This window comes from Brachybacterium sp. AG952 (assembly GCF_004362645.1).
Classification (GTDB): Bacteria; Actinomycetota; Actinomycetes; order Actinomycetales; family Dermabacteraceae; genus Brachybacterium; species Brachybacterium conglomeratum.
Genome location: NZ_SNXV01000001.1, coordinates 434,676 through 450,454 on the forward strand (window position 1 = coordinate 434,676; position 15,779 = coordinate 450,454).

Genomic DNA, 15,779 nt, shown 5'->3' on the forward strand with positions numbered 1-15,779 from the left:
AAACGCTGTCCCGGGAGGGCCAGCATAACGAGGCGATCACGGCCACGAGGCCGGCACGGCAGGTCGGGGAACGTGATCCCGGTCGGGATGCGGGTCAGGCCATGGAGTCCTGGCGGCTCCCGTCCACGGGATAGCGCGGAGGCTCCCCGGCGGCGAGCCGTCGCAGCTCCTCGAGCGCGGCCTCGCCCAAGCGGTGCAGCTCGTTGCCCTGGGAGCCGGCGAGGTGCGGGGTCAGCTGCGCGAGCTCCGCCTCCCACAGCGGGTCGTCGTCGGCGAGGTCGTCGTGCACGTCGAGGACCGCGCTGAGCCTGCCCGAGAGCACCTCGTCCCGCAGCGCGTCGATGTCCACCAGTGCGGGCCGGGCGGTGTTGAGGAAGGTGGTGCCGTCGCGCATCAGGCCGAGCAGCTCGCGGGTGACCATGCCCTTCGTCGAGGGCACGTCCGGGGCGTGCAGGCTCACCACGTCGCTGCGGGCGTAGAGCTCCTCCGGATCGACCTTCCTCGCGCCGAGCTCCGCGATCTGCTCGGTGCTCGCGAAGGGGTCGGTGACCAGCACCTCGAGGTCGAAACGGCGCAGGTGCTCGGCCACCAGCGTCCCGATCCGGGAGGCGCCGATCAGGCCGACGACCCCGCCGTGGTTCCCGATCCCGGGATCGGCCGCCGTGGCCGGGCCGACGGTGCGCTCGCGCCGGTAGCGTGCCTGCTGGGCGAGGGTCCGCTTCCCGGCGAGCAGGATCTGCGCGAGCGCGTACTCGGCGACCGGGACGGCGTTCGCCTCGGTCGCGGAGGTCACCACGATGTCGCCCCTGTCCCACACGGCGTCGGTGACGACGGAGCGGACGGTGCCGGCGGTGTGCACGATCGCGCGCAGACGAGGCATCCGCGCGAGCGCCGCGGCGTCGACGGCGGGGGAGCCCCAGCCGGTGACCAGCACCTCCACCTCGGCGAGCTCCTCGTCCGGCGCGGCGGCGAGGTCCGGGACGGTGCGGGAGACGTCGGTGCCGGTGATCTCCGCGAGGCGCTCCCGCTGGGCGGGGGAGAACATCCTGTCCTGCAGCCCCTCGGGCATCGCCAGCAGCGTCCTCATCGCGCGAGCTCCTCGCCGGCGGTGATCAGGGTGCGCAGGGTGTCCGCCTCGCGGGGCAGCAGCGCGGGGTCGTCGCCCGGCACGAACTCCAGCAGCGCATCGCGGTCCGCGCCGTTCGCGGCGAGGACCGCGAAGGCCGGCTCCCACAGGTCCGAGCGCTCGGCGAGCGGCAGGCGCTCGTGGCCCGGCCACCAGGAGAAGACGTGGATCGTGGAGGTGCGGGGCAGCGCCTGGCGCAGCGTGTCCAGCGCCGGCTCGACGGGCATGTCCTGATGCGGCTGCCAGTAGGTGAGCACGTTCGTCCGTCCCACCTCGTCCAGCAGGCGCAGGGTCGAGCCGATCTCGTCGGTGAGGGTGCCGCCGTGGAACTCGAGCCCGAGCTCCAGCCCGTGGGCGGCGACGCGGTCGGCGAGCTCCCGGATCCGGCCGACGGTGACGGCACGGTCCTCGGCGGAGGTCTCCGCCGAGCCGGTGCGGGTCGCCCACACCCGGATCCGCGGGGCGCCGAGCGCGCGGGCCGCGGCGATCACCGCCCCGCCCGCGGCGTGCACCTCCTCGTCGGAGCCGACGAAGGTGAGGTACGAGCCGTAGGAGGTGACCGCGAGGCCCGCCTCCTCGGTGACGGTGCGGGCGTGGGTGGCCGCGTCGAGGTCGCCCGGCGGGACGTGTGCGTCCCCGGCCCACTCGATGCCCTCGAGTCCGGCGGAGGCGGCGTGGCGCACCACCTCCTCGACCGGCAGCGAGCGGAAGGTGACGGAGCACAGGCCCGGGCGGATCATGACGATCCCTCCGATCTCGACGAGGCGGGAAAGCGGTTGCGCTCAGCGTATCGCAGGTCCGCGAAGTGCCCGACGGGTCACCTGTGGGGTCCGGTCCGACGCGGCCGGAAAACAGGCGCCCGACGGGTCGGAACCGAGGGGCCGGCCGCCCGGATCAGCCCTCGCGCTGCGCCCGCTCGGCCTCCTCCTGCCGCCAGACCTTCTCCTTGGCGATGAACTCGTTGTCCTCCGAGACGAGCTCCGCGATCTCCTCGTCGCCGTGGATCCGGCGCACTTCGAGCTTCATGCCGGGCCCCAGCGGGCAGCGCTCGGCCCACTGCCGCGCCTCCTCACGGGAGGGCACGTTCAGGATCCAGAAGCCGTTGAACAGGGACTCCGTCGGCCCGTAGGGCTCCTCGGAGAAAATGGGCGGGGTGGAGGAGAAGTCGAGCACGAAGTTCTCCTCCGCGCTCGGTTCGGTGAGCCCCTCGCCGCCGGCGAGCACTCCCGCGTCGTGCATCGCCTCGTTGTAGGCGCCCATCTGGTTGACTACCTCCTCGAAGTCCACCTCGGCGCTCGCGGCGAGGGCGGCATCGGTCGCGCGCATGATCAGCATGTACTTCATCGGGGCTCCTCCCGGTGGGGTCCGCGGCGATCCGCGGGCCGTCTGCGGTCAGCGTAGGGCCGCCTCGATCTGGGCACGCGGCGAATGGGCGGTTCAGGTCAGCCGAAGCCCGCCGCCTGACCGTCAGGGAGACGCAGACCGGCCCGGGGCCGTGACGGTCCCGGGCCGGTCGAGGTGCCGTTCCGGATCAGCGACGGGGCAGCAGGTCGTCCATCGGCACGAAGTCGGCGAACTCGGGGTCCAGGGCGGGGCGTGCGGGGGCGGCGTCGGCCGATGCGTCCTCGACGGCCTGCGCCTCGGCGGAGCGGTCGGCCGCAGAAGCCTTGCCCGCGGCGCCGGCGACCGGGAGCGCCGTCCCGCCACGGGTCCGCAGCATCGTCGCGAGCTCGTCCGCCGCACGACGCACCCGCACCGCGAGGGGCTGCGCGTCGGCCTGCCCCTCGGTGTCCGCGCCGAAGTCCGCCGAGGCCGCGAACACGGAGGTCGGCACGAGGTCCGCCTTCAAGTAGCCGAACATCGGGCGGACCGCGTAGTCGATCGCGAGGGAGTGGCGGGCGGTGCCGGCGGTCGCGCCGAGCAGCACCGGCTTGTCCTTCCACAGCTCGATGTCCAGCGCGTCGAAGAACGTCTTGAAGAGCCCGGCCGGTCCCGCGTTGAAGATCGGGGTGACCGCGATGACGGCGTCCGCCGCGCGCACCTGCTCGATCACCATCGAGAGGCGCTCACTGGGGAAGCGGGTCAGCAGCGCATCGGTGAGGTCGTGGGCATGCTCGCGCAGCTCGACGGTGATCACCTCGACCGCGGTGCCGTCGGTCCCGAGCGCGGCCGACGCCTCACGGGTCAGCTGGTCGGCGAGCATGCGCGTGGAGCTCGGGGTGGAGAGTCCTGCGGACAGGGCGAGCAGGCGGAACGTGTCGGTCATGAGGAGTCCTCTCGAGGAGCGGCGGACGGCGGAGCGGCAAGGGGCGGAGCGTGGCGGGAGCTTCTGCGCCCGAGAGGACCGATGGCCGGTCGGGCATCGGTCCTCGGGGCATCAAGAGCTGCGTGGACGGCGGCCGGGGTCGATCACGGGTATCGACGGGCCCGGACGGCCGCGCCCGGTCAGCGGCGGGCGTCCTCGGCGCGCAGGCCGGTCCAGTTGTCGCCGGTCTCGAACTTGTAGCTGTCGTCGAAGGCGCCGTTCTCCGCCTCCGCGGCGGCGACCCGGGAGGCGTGGGTGGGCGCCTCGGGGACGTCGGCGGGCTTGCGGGCCTCGAGCTCGCGGCGCAGCACCGGGACGACCTCGGTGCCCAGCAGCTCGATCTGCTCCAGGACCGTCTTCTGCGGCAGACCCGCGTGGTCCATGAGGAACATCTGGCGCTGGTAGTCGCCGACGTGGTCGGCCATGGTCAGGTAGCGCTCGACGACCTGCTCGGGGGAGCCGACGGTCAGCGGGGTCTGCGCGGTGAAGTCCTCCATCGAGGGGCCGCCGCCGTAGACGGGGGCGTTGTCGAAGTAGGGGCGAAACTCGTTCCACGCGTCCTGGGAGTTCTTGCGCATGAACGCCTGGCCCCCGAGGCCCACGTAGGCCTGATGCGCCTTGCCGTGGCCGTAGTGCTCGTAGCGCTCGCGGTACAGCTGCACCATCTGCTCGGTGTGGCTCATGGGCCAGAAGATGTTGTTGTGCAGGAAGCCGTCGCCGTAGTACGCGGCCTGCTCGGCGATCTGCGGGGAGCGGATCGAGCCGTGCCACACGAAGGGCGCCACGCCGTCCAGCGGGCGCGGGGTGGAGGTGAACTGCTGCAGCGGGGTGCGGAACTGGCCCTCCCAGTTCACGACGTCCTCGGTCCACAGCCGGCGCAGCAGGTCGTAGTTCTCGATCGCGATCTCAATGCCCTTGCGGATGTCCTGCCCGAACCAGGGGTAGACCGGACCGGTGTTGCCGCGGCCCATCACCAGGTCCACGCGGCCGCCGGTGAGGTGGTGCAGCATCGCGTAGTCCTCCGCGATCTTCACCGGGTCGTTGGTGGTGATCAGCGTGGTCGCGGTGGAGAGGATGATCTTCTCGGTCTGCGCGCCGAGGTAGGCGAGGGTGGTGGTGGGGGAGGAGGTGACGAAGGGCGGGTTGTGGTGCTCGCCGATCGCGAACACGTCCAGGCCCACCTGCTCGGCGAGCCTGCCCATCTCGACCATGTTCTTCAGGCGCTCGTTCTCGGTGGGCACCTTCCCGGTCATGGGGTCGGGGGTGATGTCGGCGATGGTGAAGATTCCGAACTGCATGGCAGGCTCCTTGAGGTGCGTCGCGGGCATCCGGGAGGGCAGTGGCGAGGTCCCGCCCGGACCCGCCGAGAAGATGCTGCAACTTTAAACTATCGCGGGCGGACTGGCAAGCACGGGGTGACCCCGGTCGCCCTCGCCGGCCGCATCGCCGCCGAGTCCGAGCCCTCTACTGTGCCGACCCCGAGTCCGCTCCGTCCCGAACGACGTCGAGCCCTCGCCCGCGGTCGAGACGTAGATTTCCGTCCGTATGGAGCGTCATAGGGGCGGAAATCTACGTCTCGGCGAGTGCGTGGGCGCGTGGGTGCGTGGCTGCGAGGGATCGGGAGTGAGCGCGCCCGCGATCTGCGCATTCGCGCCCGTCGGCCGACGGGCAGGTGCGAGGATGGCGAGCCATGACCTCCATGAGCATCGAGACCCTGCTGGACGCGACCCGACTGGCCGCCCTCGAGACCACCGAGGGAGGGAGGGTCGTGGCGAAGGTGTCCGGCCTCGATCAGAAGGGCACCTCCTATCGCGGCTCCCTCGTCGAGATCGACGGGGACCGCCTGGTCCCGCTCACCCGCGGCAGCGCCTCCGTCGGCGCCGTGGCGCTCGCCGAGGACGGCACCACCTACTTCACCGCGAAGCGCGCGGGCGAGGACGGCGAGGAGTCCGAGGACGCCCAGCTCTGGGCGCTGCCCGCCCGCGGCGAGGCGCGCGAGCTCGCGAACCGTCCCGGCGGATTCGGCGGCCTCGTCGTCGCCGGACGCCACCTGGTCACCGAGTTCGAGGTCCACTCCCAGGCGGCCGACGAGACCGAGCACGCCGAGCTCGCCGCGACGCGGAAGAAGGCCAAGGTCAGCGCCGCGTTCCACACCGGCTTCCCGACCCGGTACTGGGACCACGACCTCGGCCCCACCCGCCCTGTCCTCGCCATCGCCGCCCTGCCCGAGGATCTCGCCGCCGCCGAGCGCACCGCCGCGCCCTCGGCCGGCGGGGCCGACGCGGACGAGGGCGCCGCCACCCAGGTCCTCCACTTCCGCCACGTCACCATGCCGCCCGGACGCCTCGAGGGCTGGACCGTCGACCGCAGCGGCGAGCAGGCCCTCGTCGCCATGGCCGACTCCCGTGACGACCGCCTCGCCGTCACCGACCTCTACCTCCTCGACCTCGTCGGCGCCCAGCCACCGCGACTTCTGCGCGAGGGCTCGAACGAGGTCGAGTATGGACCCGGCGAGTTCAGCCCCTCCGGCGACCGGGTCCTCATCAGCCGCCACCGCCACTGGACGCAGACCGCCTCGCTCCACGCAGGGGTCGAGCTGCTCGACATCGCCACCGGCGAGTCCGCCCCCGTCTGGCCGGAGCTGGACCACTGGTTCGACCCCGTCTGGCTGGACGAGAACACCCTGGTCGCCGCCTCCGACGACACCGGTCGCGGTGCCGTCTGGATCGGCGACGTCACCGACGCCGCGCCGCGCCGCCTCGCCGGCGGCCCCGGCCAGGACCTCGCCTTCTCCGACCTCTCCATCGCCGGCGGCGAGATCATCGCCTCCGCCTCCGGGATCGCCGTCGCCCCGCATCCGGTGCGGATCGACCGCAGCAGCGGCGCCGTCGAGGAGCTGCCGAACCCGGCCGACGCGCTCGCCCAGCCGGGCACGCTCACCGAGGTCACCGCCGCCGCGGAGGACGGCACGGAGCTGCGGGCCTGGCTGCGCCTGCCCGACGGCGAGGGGCCGCACCCGCTGGTCGTGTTCGCCCACGGCGGTCCGTGGGGCTCGTGGAACGCCTGGACCTACCGCTGGAACCCCGGCCCCTTCGTCGACGCCGGCTACGCGGTGCTGCTGCCGGACCCCGCGATCTCCACCGGCTACGGCCAGTCCATGATCGACCGCGGCCAGCACGAGCTCGGCGGCGCCCCGTTCGCCGACATCATGTCGCTGACCGACCAGGCGATCGCGCGCGAGGACATCGACGAGGATCGCACCGCCTTCGCCGGCGGCTCCTACGGCGGGTACATGGCCAACTGGGTCGCCGGGCACACCGGGGACCGGTTCCGCTGCATCGTCACCCATGCCTCGCTGTGGGACACCGAGTCGATGGGCCGCACCACCGACAACGCCGCCTGGCACCGGCCGATGCTCGCCCAGAACGCGCGCTACAACCCCCGCGACTTCGTGGGCGAGATCGTGGCGCCGATGCTCGTCATCCACGGCGACAAGGACTACCGCGTCCCGATCGCGCAGGGCCACGCCCTCTGGCACGACCTCCACGAGTACTCGGCCACCCCGCGCGATGCGCAGGGCCGCAGTCGCCACCGCTACCTGTACTTCCCCGACGAGGGCCATTGGATCCAGGGCCGCGGCAACGCGCAGGTCTGGTACGAGACCTTCCTCGGCTTCCTCGACGAGCACGTGCGCGGTAAGGACTGGGAGCGACCCGCGACCCTCGGCTGAGCGGACGGCCCCGCACGCTTGACGCCGCTTCGAACGCGTGTTCGACTATCGGGCATGCGGTGGAGCGGACAGGAGATCGGCCCGGGGTCGGAGCGGCAGACGGGCGCGCCCGCGCTGCTGGGCCTCTCGGGCCTGGTGCGCAGCGTGACCACGCCCGAGTTCCAGGGGGTCACCTTCCATGAGGTCACCGCGAAGTCCGCGCTGAACCGCGTGCCCGCCGCCAGCTCGATGCCCTTCGAGTGGACGGTGAACCCGTATCGCGGCTGCTCCCACGCCTGCGTGTACTGCTTCGCGCGCAGCACCCACCGCTATCTCGACCTCGACGCGGGCGCCGACTTCGATCAGCAGGTGATCGTGAAGGTCAACGTCGCCGAGGTGCTGCGGGCCGAGCTCGCCCGTCGCTCCTGGAACGGGGACCTCGTCGCGCTCGGCACCAACACCGACCCCTACCAGCGGGCCGAGGGCCGCTACCGGCTCATGCCCGGGATCATCGATGCGCTCGCCGAGTCCGGCACGCCGCTGTCGATCCTCACCAAGGGCACCCTGCTGCGCCGCGATCTGCCGCAGCTCGAGCAGGCCGCCCGGCGCGTCCCGGTGGACCTCTCGATGTCGATCGCGGTGTTCGACGACGCGCTCCAGAAGGCCGTCGAGCCCGGCACCCCCACCACCGCGGCGCGGCTCGCGACCGTGCGCGCCGCGGCCGACGCCGGCTTCGCCGTCACCGTCTTCCTGATGCCGATCATGCCCTGGCTGACCGACGGGGACGCGCAGCTCGACGACGCCCTCGCCCGGATCGCCGAGGCGGGAGCTTCGCGCGTCGTGTTCGGGGCGCTGCATCTGCGGCCGGGGGCGAAGGAGTGGTTCCTCGAGTGGATCCAGCGCGAGCACCCGCACCTGGCCACCGGGTACCGACGCTTCTACGGCAGCTCCTCCTACGCCCCGGCGAGCTACCGCGCCCAGCTGGCCCGGCGCCTGCGGCCCCTGCTGCGGCGCCACGGCCTGGACGCCCTGGAGGACGAGGACCAGCCGGAGCAGCGCCGCCTCGCCCGTGGGTCCGCACGCCGGCCCGCCTCACTGCCGCCCGCCCTCGACCCGATGCCGCAGCCGGCGCTGTTCTGACGGAGGCGCCCGTCTCGGCGCGTCCCGGCGCCCCGTCCCGCTCCGCGCTCGGCCCCGGAGTCCCGGCCCGCCCTGCGCACGGCCACGGATCCCGCGCCGCAGCGCAGGCGACGGCCGGTCGACTCAGACGGTGGCGTCGGGGTCAGGCGACGGCGTCGGGCGCCGCGGACCAGGTGTCGCAGCTGCGCAGCACGCCCTCGCTGTCCTTCCCCTGCCCCACCCACACCGCACGGGCCTCGGCGCTCGGCTCCCCGGCGGTCGCGGGCGCGGCCTGCGCGTCGACCGAGGTCACGAAGCCCTCCACCCGGCCCGCGGGACGGATCCCCTCGGGCATCCGGTAGACGGCCGCGGAGGCGATGCAGGAGACCTGCAGGGCGTAGCGGCGCTGCGACTCCTCGGCGCGCTCCGGCTCCTCGGCCAGGGAGATCAGCAGCGTCCCGAAGTAGTCGTCCAGCGAGACGGCGCTCATCGCGAACAGCGCATAGGAGTAGGAGAGGTGCCACATGTACAGCTGCGGCACCTCCTCCGCATCGGTGTTCGAGAAGCCGGGGTCCCAGGCCGCCGGCCAGTACAGGGTGTTGTCGGCCTGGCACACCACTGGCGTCGCCTCGGAGAAGCGCGCCGGATCGCAGGCCGAGTCCTCGGGCAGCGCATCGACGGTGTAGACGACGACGTCCGGGCCGGTGAAGTCGACGCCGACCGCGCCGAGCGCCTCGCCCCAGCTGGACTCGAGGCAGTCGGCCCCGGCCTCGAGATAGCCGGCCAGCTCCTCCGGTGCGAGTGCGCCGCCGTCGGTCGGCGGCAGCTCGCAGCCGGTGGGGGCCTGCAGCGTCGCCTCCTGCAGCGGGTTCTCGGCGAGGACCTGCTCGAGATCGTCGGCGGTGCCGGTGGGCTCCTGCCCCTCCTCGAGCGGCTGCCAGACGCCGGGCTCGGCCTGGGCGGAGCTGCTCGAGGACTCCGCGGCGGGGGTCGGCTCGGCGTCGCGATTGCCGAGCCACACCGCGGTCAGGCCGCCGCCCACGCCCAGCAGCAGGAGCAGCGCGCAGCCGAAGGCGATCGCCGGCACCAGCAGCCCGCGCCGGCGAGGACCGGTCGCGTCGATCCCCGGCGGGGCGCCGGGCGGTGCGGGGGAGGAGGGCGACGGACTCCCGTCGGCCGGCTGCGAGCCCCGTGACGGCGAGACGGCCGGCGGTCCGGTCGAGCGGGCCCGGGAGGCCGGCGGCGTCCCGCCGACAGGTGCCGAGGACGGCTCCGCCGGCGGAGCCGGGGACTGTCGCGCCGGCGAGATCGGGGAACGCCGCCCCGAGGTGGTCGACGCGGCAGGGTACTCGAAGCGGGGCCGCTGGTCGAAGCGCTGGATCGGACCGGTGTCAGGCAGAAAGGGCCTGCCGCCGGGAGAGGGGTCGAACAGTCCGCCTCCGGCACGGCGCACCACGGTGTCGTCGTCGGCGTCCGAGGGCGGGACCTCGTGGACCAGCGCGTCGCCGTCGGCCTCCGTGGGTGGTGCCTCGCGCAGCACGGTGTCGTCCTCGGGCGGGTCCTCGCCGGAGCCGTCCGGCACGGTCTCCTCGGCGTCGCCCGGGCGGTGATCGGCCGGGGCCCGTTCCGAGGGCGTGCGTCGGACGGTGTCCTCGAGGTCGGGATCCGCCGGGGAGCCGTTCCCGGCCTCGCCGCTCTGATCGCTCATCGTCCTCCTTCCCTCAGGGCCCGGCGGCCGGCGGCTCCTCCGCCAGAGGCCCGGCGCCGTGCCCGAGCCGTCCGGTCAGGAGACCGTCTCGGTCTCCGCCGTCCAGGTGTTGCACTTCGCGAGGTCGCCGCCCGAGTCGAAGCCCGCCGAGATCCAGCGCGCCCGGTTCTCCGGCGTGATGTCGTTCGGCGGCTCCCCGGCCTCCCAGGCGTCGGGCGAGCCGAGCGCGTCCCGCAGCTCCTGGCTGGGCTGCGCGGCGCTGGGGACCTGCATCGACGCGGCCGAGGCCCAGCAGATCCACTGCAGCGAGTTGCGGCGCCAGGCGTCGTCGAACGACTCCGGATCGGTGTTCTCGTACTGGTTGCGCAGCTCGCCCTGGTAGAACACCAGCGTGCTGTTCCAGCTGGCGGCGTTGGAGTACATGTAGGCGAGGTCCCACAGGTAGGCGCCGGGGACGTGCGCCTCGTCCTCGAGATCCGTCCCGGTGCCGTAGCCGAGCGGCCAGTAGATCGTGGAGTCGAGGTTGCACATCCGCGGGAAGTCCTCGGCGAAGGTGTCCGCCTCGCAGCTGGAGGACGAGGGGACGTCCGGCCAGGTGTAGACGACCACGTCGGGCGCGGTCCAGGGCAGCCCGCGGTCGGAGCTCGCGACCGACCACACCTGGTTCAGGCATCCCGAGGCCGCCTCGAGTACCGCCTGGAGCTGCTCCTGGGAGGGAGCGGTCGGGGTGGCAGGCAGGTCGCAGCTGCCCACGTCCGGGAGGCCGCCCTCGGTGAGGGGGTTGTCCTGCATGACGCCCAGGAGCTCCTCGGGCGTGGCCTCGGGGAACTCCCCGAGACCCAGCACACGGAACTCCGAGTAGTCCGACGCCTCGGTCGTCGGCGTCTCCTCCTCGGTGGAGGTGGCCTCGGAATCGCTGGGCTCGATCGACTCCGACGACGTCGTGGGATCGCCGGCGACGGGCTCCGGACCCCCGCGGTTCAGCGCGAGGAAGGTGATCCCTCCGCCCACCACCAGGATCATCGCGAGGATGCAGCTCGCCGCGACGGCGAGCAGAGCCCACGGCCGCTTCCGCTGCGGTGCGGGAGGCTGCACGCCGGGGGCCTGTCCGTAGCCGGGGCCCTGGGGCGGCTGCGACGGAGGCTGCTGCCACTGCGGCGACTGCCACGGGCCCTGGGGTGCGCCGCCCTGCGGTCCGCCCTGGCCCTGGCCACCCTGCGGACCGCCCTGCCATGGCCCGCCCTGGCCCTGTCCCTGCGGGCCGGCCCCGTCCCCCGGGCCTCCCCATCCTGCGTTCGACATCTGGTCCCCCTCGTCTTCGCCGCCGCACTGCCACCGCACTGCTGGTGTGCAGGATATCCGGGCATCTCGCCCAGGGAAGACCGTTCCATGCGCGGGGGAGAGGGGACCCCTTCGGCGCCCCGGCGGCGCGGCTGCACCGGCCGGACATGCGGAAAGACCCCTGCCCGGCGAGTGAACTCGCTGGTCAGGGGTCTTTCTCCGGCGGAGGATGGGGGATTTGAACCCCCGAGGGCGTTAACCCAACACGCGTTCCAGGCGTGCGCCATAGGCCGCTAGGCGAATCCTCCAGCGCTCGTGAAGAGCGATGATCAGAGTACCTGAGAGTGCAGGCCTGCGCGAACCGAGCGGGCGCACGTCACACTCAGCCCGTCCTCGCGGCCGTCGCGGCCGCATCGAGCCGGCGCCCGCCGCTCTCGCCTCTCCGCCCGGCCCGCGATCGCACAGCGATGGTCAGGTGCAGGCGCATGGCGTGCCGCTGCGCCTGGATAAGCGCAGCGGCACGCCATGCGCCTGTGATCGACGCTCATCGCGAGGCAGGGGCCGGGCCGGTGGAGTCCCGGAGGCGCAGCACGGGCTCGGCGATGCTGCGGGAGTCCGTGCGACGGCCCTCGCGTCGCTCCTGCAGCATCCGCGCCGCGATCCGCCCCATCTCCTGCCGGGGCTGGTTCACGCTGGTCAGGTGCGGCCTGACGGTGAGCGCGACGGCGGAGGAGTCGTAGCCCACCACGCTGAGCCGCTCGGGCACCGCCACCCCGAGATCGGCGGCGCGGTGTAGCACCCGCACCGCGGCGATGTCGTTGGCGGCGAACACTGCGGTCGGGGCCTCCTCGGCGCCGCGCCGCAGCGCGCGGAGCAGCAGGTCGATGCCCTCGTCGGCCGAGTCCGGACCGATCACCGTGACCGCATCGGCGAGCCCGAGCCGCGCCGTCTCGGCGAGGAACCCGGTGCGCCGGGCGGCGGGACCCGGTCGCGAGGACAGGGTCACGTGGGCGAGGCGGCGATGACCGGCCGCGACAAGATGCCGCACCGCGAGCGCGGCGCCGGCGGTGTCGTCGGTGATCACCGCATCGGTGCCCGGCACCGGGTCCTGCATCCGCCCGATCACCACCACCGGCACCGAGCGGGCCGCCCGCTCGAGCGCCTCCGGCGGCAGCCAGGTGGTCACCGCGATGACCCCGTCCACCTCGAGGTCCAGCAGGCGCTGCAGCTGCCGCTCCGTGTGCGCCGTGTCCCGCCTGCCGTGGGCGATCACGACCCCCGCCCCGAGCGCCTCCGCCGTCGCCTCGATGCCCGCGATGACGTCGGTGTGGTACGGATTCCCGAGGTCCGTCGGCAGGATCCCGAACAGCGTCGTCGCCCGCCTCCGCCGCCCGTAGCCGAGCCGCCGTGCGGCCTCCCGCACCCGCTCCCTGGTCGCCGGCGCGATGCCGGGCCGCTCGTTCAGCGCCATCGACGCGGCGGCAGAGGAGACCCCCGCCGCGCGCGCCACATCGGCCAGGCTCGGGCGCTTCCCAGGGGCGGTCACGAGACCGGTCTATCAGCTCCGAGCGCGGTCCTGACCGGCGGATCTGAAGGTTTTCAGTCCCGGACCCAAAGGCGTGCCGACGGGTTCACCCTCCGTTCACGGGGCGCGCCCCCATGCCGCCTAGCGTCGAGATCACCGGCCCCGCGCCGCCCCCGCTCCTCCCCGTCGAAGGACCTCTGTGATCACTGCGCCCCGCACTCTCGATCCCGCCGTCCCGGCCGTCCCGCTCCCCGCGGCGGGCGGGGTCCCGCAGTTGCCCGCCCCCGCGGCGCTGCTCCTGGACTTCGGCGGCGTGGTCGTCACGACCGTCTCCCGGGCGACCTGGTCGCAGGAGCTCGCCGAGGACGTCGTCGCCCGGGCCGCGACGCTCGGCGCCCGTCTCGACGCAGGTTCGGTCGCGGAGTCGCTGCGCGCCGGGCGATCCGCCCTCTCGATGTGGAAGAACGCCGCCTCCCGCCGCCTCGCCCCGCGCGAGCTGGCCCCGGCCGAGATCGTGGGCGACTTCCTCCTCGCCGATCTCCCGGACCCGGTGCGGCGCACCCTCGCCCTCGACGCCGGCGAGCTGCTCTCGACGATGGCGACCCTGGTCTCCGAGCACCACCAGCGCCCGGGCATCGACGAGCTGCTCGCCGAGTGCGCCGCGCGCAGGATCCCCCTCGGGATCGTCTCCAACGCCCACTCCGGTCGGGCCCACCGCGCGATCCTCGCCGACCTGAGGCTGGACCGCTTCTTCGGCGTGCAGGTGTACTCCGACGAGGTCGGGATCCGCAAGCCGCACCCGGGCATGATCCGCCTGGCCGCGGAGGGGCTCGGCGTCGCCCTGCCGCAGGCCTGGTACGTCGGCGACACCCTCGACCGGGACGTGGTCGCCGCGCGCCGTGCCGGGGTCGGCGCCGTGGTGATCACCCGCGACCGACGCACCGACACCCCGCCGTTTCGCATCGCCGAGGCTCCCGATCTCGTGCTCGAGACCCCGGAGGGGCTGATCGCCCCGCTGCGCGCCGCGCTCGATCGTGCAGCGGCCGCAGCGCCGTCGTCGGCGGCCGCCTCGGCCGGCGCCGCACCCGCCCCCTCGCGCCGCGGCCGGCCCGCCGTGCTCCTGGACCACGGCGGCGTGATCACGCTGTCCACCCCGAATCCTGCCCGGGACGAGGAGGTCGGCGCGCTGATCGTCGCCCTCTCCGAGCGGATCGGCCACCCGATCGAACTCGAGACCGCCGCCCGGGCCGTCGCCGAGGGGTGGGAACGGCACCGCGCCCGCAAGCGCGCCCGCGACACCTCCGCCGACCCTTCGCACCGCCACGACGAGATCGATCCGGCCGTGCTCTGGGGCGACCTCGTGGGGGAAGGCCTGCCCGAGCCGCTGCGCGCCGCGCTGCGCCTGGACGGCGCGCAGTTCTCCCTCGCCCTGCACCGGGCGAAGTCCGTGCCCGCGCCGCGACCCGGGGCGCTCGAGCTGATCCGCTGGTGCCGCGAGCAGGGGATCGTCGTCGGCATCGTCTCCAACACGATCTCGGGCCGCGGGGTGCGGGAGATCCTCGCGCGCTACGGCGTGCTCGCTGACCTCGGCCCCTCCGCGTACTCCGACGAGGTCGGGGTGCGCAAGCCCGGCCGCGAGATCTTCGAGGCCGCGCTCGCCGGGCTCGACGCCGACCCCGCCGACGTGCTCTACGTCGGCGACAAGTCCGTCAACGACGGCCGCGGCGGGAAGGGCGCCGGCATCGGCACCGTCTGCCTGCTGCGCGGCGGCAAGGACTCCGACGAGGAGCTCGCGCGGGCGCTCGCGGGCGGCTTCGCCGACCACGTCCTCGACTCCCCGGACGCGCTCATCGACCTGCTCGTCGAGCGCCTGCGCGAGACCGCGCGGACGCCCGCCGCGGCGGGTGCGCACCCCGCCCCCTGATCCCGGCGTCCCCGCGGCGTCGTCGTCCCCCGTCCCCTCGCCGACCGTCCCTGCGACCCGCTCCCTCGGCCGCAGTCCGTCCCGTCCGCCGGCCCTCACCGCCCCCGCACGCCCCGAACCTCTCGAAGGAGCCTCCCGTGACCACCCAGAACCCTCCCCGTCCTGCCGAGGACGAGCGCCGCGGCACCCTCCGCGGCACCATCGACGGGGTGCGCAGCGTCCAGCTGTCCACCTCGCAGAAGCTGATGATCTTCGTGCTGTCGATGTCGCTGTTCGGCCTGTCGAACATCATCCTGGAGATCATCCCGGACCCCTCGATCGGCCCCGTCGACGTCTCCGTGTCCTACATGGTGTTCGTTCCGCTGACGATCGCGGCGCTGTTCTCCCCGTTCTGGGCCGCGCTCGGAGCACCGCTCGGCGAGATCGTGTTCACCGACCTGCTGATGGGTGACTTCTCCGGCCTCGCCGAGGTCGAGGGCTTCCTGCAGATGTTCCTCGCCGTGTTCCTCGCCGGCTCCCTGATCCGCAACCCGCGCTCCCGGGGCCAGATCGCGCTCGGTGCGATCGTGCTGGTGCTCGTGGACAAGATCCTCTCCGCGATCGTGGACCTCTCCAAGGTCTGGATCGGCGTGGAGGACGCGGAGTTCGTCGAGGGCCTGCCCGAGTCGATGCTGGCGCTGGAGCTGCTGGGCCTCGGCGTGGACGTGCTGATGTCCGGGATCCTGCTCGGCGCGATCCCCGCGATGTGGCTGATCCCGGCCCTGCACGGGAAGATCGAGCCGTTGATGGGCATGCGTCCCCGGGTCCCCGGCGAGCCGATCCCGGGCCAGGCCCGCCTCTCCGGCACCTTCATCGGCTTCGCGGTGCTGCTCGGCGTGGCGAGCTTCGGCTTCGCCTTCCTCGAGGCCTTCGACATCTCCGCCGGCGCCTTCGAGCCCGACTTCATCGACCGGTTCGGCGACTGGTTCCTCCTCGTCTCCGTGCTCGCGATCGCCGTGGTCCTGGGGATCGCGATCCTGCTCTTCCGCCGGGCGCAGGCCTCGCGCGGGACCGCCGACCGCGCCTGAGCGGCGACCCCCGAC

General features: G+C 73.4%; 12 protein-coding genes and 1 tRNA gene. 4 read left to right on the plus strand and 9 right to left on the minus strand.

Features of this window, described 5'->3' with window-relative positions; translation table 11 throughout:
- Window positions 1-94: 94 nt before the first annotated feature.
- From DEU31_RS01940 to DEU31_RS01960, 5 genes are all read right to left on the minus strand, one after another.
- On the minus strand, window positions 95-1,087 hold the full coding sequence (locus DEU31_RS01940; protein ID WP_133675397.1) for a hydroxyacid dehydrogenase: 993 nt from the start codon (window positions 1,085-1,087) through the stop codon (window positions 95-97).
- Entirely contained in the window at window positions 1,084-1,866 is a 783-nt protein-coding gene (locus DEU31_RS01945; protein WP_133675399.1) for a sugar phosphate isomerase/epimerase, read from the minus strand. The genes DEU31_RS01940 and DEU31_RS01945 overlap by 4 nt, the downstream gene beginning before the upstream one ends.
- Window positions 1,867-2,020: 154 nt before the next feature.
- Entirely contained in the window at window positions 2,021-2,470 is a 450-nt protein-coding gene (locus DEU31_RS01950; protein ID WP_133675401.1) for a YciI family protein, read from the minus strand.
- Window positions 2,471-2,657: 187 nt separating this feature from the next.
- Window positions 2,658-3,392: a CE1759 family FMN reductase gene (locus DEU31_RS01955; RefSeq protein ID WP_133675403.1), complete on the minus strand. Its 735-nt coding sequence runs from the start codon at window positions 3,390-3,392 to the stop codon at window positions 2,658-2,660.
- A 179-nt stretch (window positions 3,393-3,571) separates the two neighbouring features.
- On the minus strand, window positions 3,572-4,729 hold the full coding sequence (locus DEU31_RS01960) for an LLM class flavin-dependent oxidoreductase (RefSeq protein ID WP_133675405.1): 1,158 nt from the start codon (window positions 4,727-4,729) through the stop codon (window positions 3,572-3,574).
- A 392-nt stretch (window positions 4,730-5,121) separates the two neighbouring features.
- Here DEU31_RS01960 and DEU31_RS01965 point away from each other — a divergent pair, with 392 nt between their 5' ends.
- Together DEU31_RS01965 and DEU31_RS01970 are read left to right on the plus strand one after the other, a co-directional pair.
- Window positions 5,122-7,161 (plus strand): alpha/beta fold hydrolase, encoded by a 2,040-nt coding sequence (locus tag DEU31_RS01965; RefSeq protein WP_133675407.1) that lies wholly within the window; start codon window positions 5,122-5,124, stop codon window positions 7,159-7,161.
- A 54-nt stretch (window positions 7,162-7,215) separates the two neighbouring features.
- A complete protein-coding gene (locus DEU31_RS01970) occupies window positions 7,216-8,280 on the plus strand; it encodes an Rv2578c family radical SAM protein (protein WP_010549306.1) in 1,065 nt (354 codons plus the stop codon).
- Between the two features lie 142 nt (window positions 8,281-8,422).
- Here DEU31_RS01970 and DEU31_RS17020 read toward each other — a convergent pair whose 3' ends face one another.
- From DEU31_RS17020 to DEU31_RS01995, 4 genes are all read right to left on the minus strand, one after another.
- A complete protein-coding gene (locus tag DEU31_RS17020) occupies window positions 8,423-9,967 on the minus strand; it encodes a hypothetical protein (protein ID WP_243733736.1) in 1,545 nt (514 codons plus the stop codon).
- 75 nt (window positions 9,968-10,042) lie between these two features.
- Window positions 10,043-11,269: a hypothetical protein gene (locus tag DEU31_RS01980; RefSeq protein WP_243733669.1), complete on the minus strand. Its 1,227-nt coding sequence runs from the start codon at window positions 11,267-11,269 to the stop codon at window positions 10,043-10,045.
- A 202-nt stretch (window positions 11,270-11,471) separates the two neighbouring features.
- Window positions 11,472-11,556: transfer RNA gene (locus tag DEU31_RS01990), tRNA-Ser, on the minus strand.
- 236 nt (window positions 11,557-11,792) lie between these two features.
- Window positions 11,793-12,794 (minus strand): substrate-binding domain-containing protein, encoded by a 1,002-nt coding sequence (locus tag DEU31_RS01995; protein WP_133675409.1) that lies wholly within the window; start codon window positions 12,792-12,794, stop codon window positions 11,793-11,795.
- Between the two features lie 178 nt (window positions 12,795-12,972).
- Here DEU31_RS01995 and DEU31_RS02000 point away from each other — a divergent pair, with 178 nt between their 5' ends.
- On the plus strand, window positions 12,973-14,697 hold the full coding sequence (locus DEU31_RS02000) for an HAD-IA family hydrolase (protein ID WP_133675411.1): 1,725 nt from the start codon (window positions 12,973-12,975) through the stop codon (window positions 14,695-14,697).
- 137 nt (window positions 14,698-14,834) lie between these two features.
- On the plus strand, window positions 14,835-15,764 hold the full coding sequence (locus DEU31_RS02005) for a cell division protein FtsQ (RefSeq protein ID WP_133675413.1): 930 nt from the start codon (window positions 14,835-14,837) through the stop codon (window positions 15,762-15,764).
- The last annotated feature ends 15 nt before the right edge of the window (window positions 15,765-15,779 follow it).